The 5,463-nt window shown below is 64.7% G+C and carries 5 protein-coding genes; 2 read left to right on the forward strand and 3 right to left on the reverse strand.

From position 1 onward, the window contains the following. The first annotated feature begins 113 nt into the window (after positions 1 to 113). Positions 114 to 719 (forward strand): hypothetical protein, encoded by a 606-nt coding sequence (locus tag FNJ47_RS38435; protein ID WP_163161042.1) that lies wholly within the window; start codon positions 114 to 116, stop codon positions 717 to 719. 180 nt (positions 720 to 899) lie between these two features. Continuing rightward, positions 900 to 1,985 (forward strand): NAD-dependent epimerase/dehydratase family protein, encoded by a 1,086-nt coding sequence (locus tag FNJ47_RS38440; protein ID WP_163161043.1) that lies wholly within the window; start codon positions 900 to 902, stop codon positions 1,983 to 1,985. Positions 1,986 to 2,169: 184 nt separating this feature from the next. Here FNJ47_RS38440 and FNJ47_RS38445 read toward each other — a convergent pair whose 3' ends face one another. From FNJ47_RS38445 to FNJ47_RS38455, 3 genes are all read right to left on the reverse strand, one after another. Continuing rightward, positions 2,170 to 3,477, reverse strand: a complete 1,308-nt coding sequence (locus FNJ47_RS38445) for an NAD(P)H-dependent oxidoreductase (RefSeq protein ID WP_163161044.1) — start codon at positions 3,475 to 3,477, stop codon at positions 2,170 to 2,172. A gap of 126 nt (positions 3,478 to 3,603) precedes the next feature. Next, positions 3,604 to 4,404 (reverse strand): phytanoyl-CoA dioxygenase family protein, encoded by an 801-nt coding sequence (locus tag FNJ47_RS38450; protein ID WP_163161045.1) that lies wholly within the window; start codon positions 4,402 to 4,404, stop codon positions 3,604 to 3,606. 68 nt (positions 4,405 to 4,472) lie between these two features. Next, positions 4,473 to 5,147: a GntR family transcriptional regulator gene (locus FNJ47_RS38455; protein ID WP_163161046.1), complete on the reverse strand. Its 675-nt coding sequence runs from the start codon at positions 5,145 to 5,147 to the stop codon at positions 4,473 to 4,475. Between the last annotated feature and the right edge of the window lie 316 nt (positions 5,148 to 5,463).

The raw sequence follows: 5,463 nt of genomic DNA on the forward strand, positions 1-5,463 counted from the left end.
CACGATTGCCGGTCATCGTCTACGACCAAAGTTCATGGGCCGTTCATTTCGATTTCCGTACTAGTTCCACTCAAGAAGCTCGGCGACAAACCTGCCTCAACAAGGAGACTTCCATGCGTGAGATCGTCCGTCCCGTACTTGCTGCGTTGAGCGTCGCGTGTCTTGCGACGTCCTTCACCGCAGCGTCGAACAGCGGCGCATTCGCGCAGGCCAAGCAGCAGATGGCGCCGGCGCCCGCACAGGCTGCTGCTCCGGCCCAGGATCAGGCCGCGCCGATCAAGCAGATCGCGCTGACCGACAAGCAGATCGACGGTGCGATCGCCGCTGCCAAGGAAATGGACCCGATCACCGCAAAACTTTCGCAGGACGCCAAGCCCGATCCGAAGGTCGTTGCCCAGCTCGAGGCCATCGCCAAGAAGAACGGCTTCGCCGGCTATGACGAGTACAACAGCGTCGTCGACAACATCTCGCTGGTGCTCGGCGGCTTCGATCCGCAGACCAAGAAGTATGTCGGTCCCGAGGCCGTGGTGAAAGCGCAGATCGCCCAGGTCCAGGCCGACAAGAAGATGTCGGCCAAGGACAAGAAGGATGCGCTCGCCGACCTCAACGAAGCCCTGAAATCGCCGCCGCCCGCGGTCGAGAACAAGGGCAATATCGATCTCGTGACCAAGAGCTACGACAAGCTGATGGAAGAGTTCGGCGGCAGCGACGACAACTGAGCCGTCATCCGAATCGAAGCCGAATCAAGAAAGAGCCCCGGAGAAATTCTCCGGGGCTTTTTTTGTATCTCACGCATTGCAGGTGCGAGGGAAAATCGGCGCTGCGGGTCTCATCCGATACCTGTCGGTCCTGCCGCAATCTGCTACGCAAGGCAGGTGAGTTGACGGGAGTTCAAGGACATGGCCAACAAGAAAGTCGTGATTGCCGGCGCGACCGGCCTCGTGGGCAGCGCCGCTTTGCGGCACTTCGGAGCATCCGATGATTGCGAGCGCATTGCGTTGTCGCGCCGTAAGCCGCGCGGTCTCTATGGCGCGCGGCATGTGCCGATCGACCTCACCAGCGCCGAGGATTGCCGCCGCGCCGCGGCCGAACTCGGCGGTGCGACGCATCTGATCTATGCCGCGCTCTATGAGGCGCCCAGCCTCGTCGATGGCTGGCGCGATGCCGGGCAGATCGAGACCAACGACCGGATGCTGCGCAATCTGATGGGCGTGCTCGAACCCGCAGCGCCTGATCTCAAGCATGTCGCGCTGCTGCAGGGCACCAAGGCCTATGGCGTGCATGTCCGGCCGCTCACCGTGCCGGCGCGCGAGGGGCGCTCCGAAATGTACGAGCAACCGAATTTCTATTGGGCGCAGGAGAATTTCCTGCGTGAGCTGCAGCGGGGCAAGCGCTGGCACTGGAGCATCCTGCGCCCGGTGCTGATCATCGGCGAAGCCATGGGCGGCGCGATGGATCTGATCCCGCCGCTCGGCGTCTATGCGGCGGTGCTGCGCGAGCAGGGCAGGCCGCTGGATTATCCCGGCGGCGCGCCGCGCGTCGCGCAGGCGGTCGACGTCGATCTCCTGGCGCGCGCAATCGCCTGGTCGGGCGATGCCGAGACCGCGCGCAATGAAGCGTTCAACGTCACCAATGGCGACGTCTTCACTTGGGAAAATATCTGGCCGGCGGTCGCAGATGCGCTCGAGATGGCGCCCGGCCGGCATGTGCCGCTGTCGCTGGCGCAGGAATATCCGAAGTGGATTCCGCGCTGGGACGAGCTGCGTAGGAAGCACGATCTGATCGCGCCCGGTCTGGAAGAGTTCGTCGGCCTGTCGTTCCAATATGCCGATTACAGCATGCGCTATGGCCAAACTGAGTCGGGTCCGCCCTCGATCGTGTCGACGGTGAAGATCAACCAGGCCGGCTTCACCGAGATGATGGACACCGAGGCGATGTTCCGGAAGTGGTTCAAGCTGGCGAAGGCGGGCCGGCTGCTGCCGTAGTTGTTCGGCGCGCTCTCTCTTCTCCCTCGCCCCGCTCTTGCGGGGAGAGGGCGGGGTGAGGGGCATCCATCCGGCGGGCACTTTGCTGTTTGTTGAGCAGCCTGCCTCGCCCCTCACCCGGATCGCATCTTGCGATGCGATCCGACCTCTCCCCGCAAAGAGCGGGGAGAGGTGAACGAAGACACTACCGCGAAAACGCCTGCTCCATCGCCTTGCGCGTCTTGATCGTGTCGTTGCTCTCGTCGACCTCGACGTCGTTCCAGCGCACGACAGCCCCGTGGGCGACGTCGTTCTTCAGCTTGACGCGATGCGCGAGCCCGATCGGCAGTGCGCCGGCGGCGAGGCTGGCGGAGGCGGGCATCAGCTTGCCCCACACCGTGTAGCCGCCTTCGCCGTCGAGCATCTCGCCGGCGCGCAGATTGCGTTTCGCCACCGCTGCGACGTCGCCGCGGAAGCCGCGCGGCTGCCCGGTCGGCTCGTTGCGCAGCGCCGCCGACAGCACGGAGATGTTCAGCTCAAGCCCGATCAGGTGATACGGCTTGTACATCGCCGCATAGCGGCCGGATGAGTCGGTCTTGAGGCCGTACTGCTTGAAGCAATCGGCGGCATAATCATTCGGCGCCTCCAGCACCACATAGACACCCCAGCGCAGATCGCGAAACACCGGACGGCCGTCGCGCTCCAGCGACGACACCACCTCGACGATGCCGGATTTTTCCAGCACGCCGCCCTTGTCGCGCGGCCGCATCACATGCGGCAGGTCGTCGACGCCGCAGGGCGGAAACAGCAAGCCTTCCGACGGCACGTCGAGCGTGCAGGCGTTGGCGATCGCCGCCATCTCGATCGCGGATTTGGTGCCGTCGAGGAAGGAGTTGAACATCTGCGGGTTCATGCCGGCGGATTGCGCTTCGCCCGCGGTGAGCCCGTAATGCTGCCACACGCCCTCCGGCGTCACGTCGTGATAGGCCGGCAGATATTTGGTGCCCTTGCCGGCGGCGACGACGCGAAAGCCCGTGGCGCGCGCCCAGTCGACCATCTCCGCAGTCAGCGCCGGCTGGTCGCCATAGGCGAGCGAATAAACCACGCCGGCCTTGCGCGCTTCTTCGGCGAGCAGCGGTCCGGCCAGCACGTCGGCCTCGACATTGACCATCACGACATGCTTGCCGGCTGATATCGCCGCGCGGGCATGGCGGATGCCGACGGCGGGATTGCCGGTCGCTTCCACCACGACGTCGAATGCGCCGCCGGCGATCGCCCGCGCGCCGTCATCGGTGAAGGTGGTCGCATTGATCCGTGCGTCGTCCCAGCCGACCGTGCGGCACGCCTCGCGCGCGCGGTCGCGGTCGAGATCGACGATCACAGGCACTTCGAGCCCCGGCGTGTGCGGCACCTGCGACAGGAACATCGAGCCGAATTTTCCGGCGCCGATCAGGACAACGCGCACCGGCTTGCCGGCGGCGGCGCGGGTTTTGAGGAGGTGATGCAGGTTCATGTGCTGGTTACCAATGCTGCAGTCGCACGGGGGAGCGCGCGACTATTCAAAACTCGTCATTCTCCGGTGCGCAATTGCGCACCTGAGGGCGCGACTTCGTCGCGCCCCGGAATGACGACTGAGAGCTTACTCCGCCGCCTGCCGCGGCGCACGGGCGAGCCGCAACAGCGCGTCGTCAGCGACGGTCTGGATCGGCGTGAAGTCGCGGTGCGCGATGTAGTCGGGCCGCGTCGGGGTACGGATGTAGTTCGAGACCGCGTTCAAGGTCAGATAGACGATCTTGCGCGGGTAGGGCGTGATGTTGCCGCTCGATCCATGCACCAGATTGCCGTGGAACATCAGCATGCCGCCGGGCTTGCCGGTCGGGGCGACGATGCCGCCCTGCTTGACGAGGCGGGTCACCGTCTCCTCATCGAGCGTCCACAGCGGGTAGGACGTGGTCTCGAGATCGTGCGAGGCTTTCAGGTCGCCGGCGGACTGGCTCTGCGGCACCAGCATCAGCGGGCCGTTGATCGGCATCACCTCGTCGAGGAAGATCGCGATGTTCATCGCGCGCGGCTCCGGCATGCCGTCGTCGCGCTTCCAGGTGCCGTAATCCTGGTGCCACTGCCAGACGTCGCCGGTGAAGGCCGCCTTCGCGTTGATCTTGAACTGATGCATGTAGACCTTCTCGCCGAACAGCTGCTCGATCGGGTCGATCATGCGCGGATGGGCGCCGAGGAGGCCGAACGCCTCGTTGTAGAGATGCGCGGCAAAGGCGGTGCGCGGCGCGCCGCTCTTCTCGCGCCACACCTCGGGGCGGTTGGCGTCATAGATCGAGACCGCCTCGCGCGCGAGCAAGTCGACCTCTTCCTGGTTGAACAGTTCGGGCAGGAACAGCCAGCCTTCGCGATGGAAAAATTCGATCTGCTCCGGGGTCAGTTTCATGCTGCTTTCCTCCTGTTGTTATCTTCTGTTCTCTCTTCGTCATGGCCGGGCTTGACGGCTTTGTTCGTTCACGCGGCCACGTCGATTGCCCTCAGCTTCTCCTCGGTCATCCGTCCTGCCGTCTGCGCATGCGCCAGTGCGGCGGCTTCGGCGGCGGCAGCATTGCCGGAGAAAATATGCGCAGCGATGGTCTCGTGTTCGGTCCAGGCGCTGCCGCGGTAATCGAGCTCCGCGAGCACGGTCGCCATCGAGCGGCGCATATGCGGCCATTGCGGCGTGATCATTTCCTCGATCGCGGAATTGCCCGCCAGCCGATAGATCGCGCTATGGAAGTCGACGTCGAGCGCGATCAGGCGCGCCAGCGGAGCGTTGTCGTCGATCGCGCGTCCGGCTTCGAGCGCGCTCTCGAGCTGTGCGCGGGCCGCGGGATCGTCCCTGACCCGGCCGGCCGCGAGTCGTGCCGCCAGCGCGTCGATGGCGCCGCGAACTTCATAGAGCTCGCGGATCCGCTGCGGATCGAGCTGCGTCACCTCGAAGCCGCGCTTGCCGCTTTCGGCGACGAGGCCCTGACGATGCAACAGATGCAGCGCGTGCGAGATCGGCTGGCGTGAGACGCCGAGCCGTTCGGCAAGTTCGTTCTGGGTGATGCGCTGACCGGGCAGCAGCGAGCGGTCGATGATCGCTTCGAGCAGCCGCCCATAGACCTGGTCGATGAGGTTCGGAAGCGGGTCCAACGGGATCATGCCATCAGTCCAATATGGAATACGGAATTCCGTATTCCGAGATGAAGCTACTGCGGGTTGTGAGAGCGGTCAAGGCGTCAGTTTGCGGCGCCGCTAACCGATTGAGGAATATTCATTTCTTCCGAGATTCGGCGGCCGTGATCGCGTCGGTTGCGGTGATGGGGCAGTCTCAATTCTCCAGCGGAGCAAGCGGCACCCCTCTCCCTGACCCTCCCCCGCAAGGGGGGAGGGAGCCTGATCCGTGTGCTCACCTCACGCGTTGATCGTCGCGGTGTGTCTCACGGATACCGCCCCTTGCGGGGGAGGACAGCCCGCG

It is taken from the genome of Bradyrhizobium uaiense, assembly GCF_010811875.1.
Taxonomy (GTDB): domain Bacteria; phylum Pseudomonadota; class Alphaproteobacteria; order Rhizobiales; family Xanthobacteraceae; genus Bradyrhizobium; species Bradyrhizobium uaiense.

Bases quoted from the DNA above. Each gene is read 5' to 3' on its own strand.
- FNJ47_RS38435 (WP_163161042.1), top strand. From the start codon at position 114: ATGCGTGAGATCGTCCGTCCCGTACTTGCTGCGTTGAGCGTCGCGTGT.
- FNJ47_RS38440 (WP_163161043.1), top strand. From the start codon at position 900: ATGGCCAACAAGAAAGTCGTGATTGCCGGCGCGACCGGCCTCGTGGGC.
- FNJ47_RS38445 (WP_163161044.1), bottom strand. From the start codon at position 3,477: ATGAACCTGCATCACCTCCTCAAAACCCGCGCCGCCGCCGGCAAGCCG.
- FNJ47_RS38450 (WP_163161045.1), bottom strand. From the start codon at position 4,404: ATGAAACTGACCCCGGAGCAGATCGAATTTTTCCATCGCGAAGGCTGG.
- FNJ47_RS38455 (WP_163161046.1), bottom strand. From the start codon at position 5,147: ATGATCCCGTTGGACCCGCTTCCGAACCTCATCGACCAGGTCTATGGG.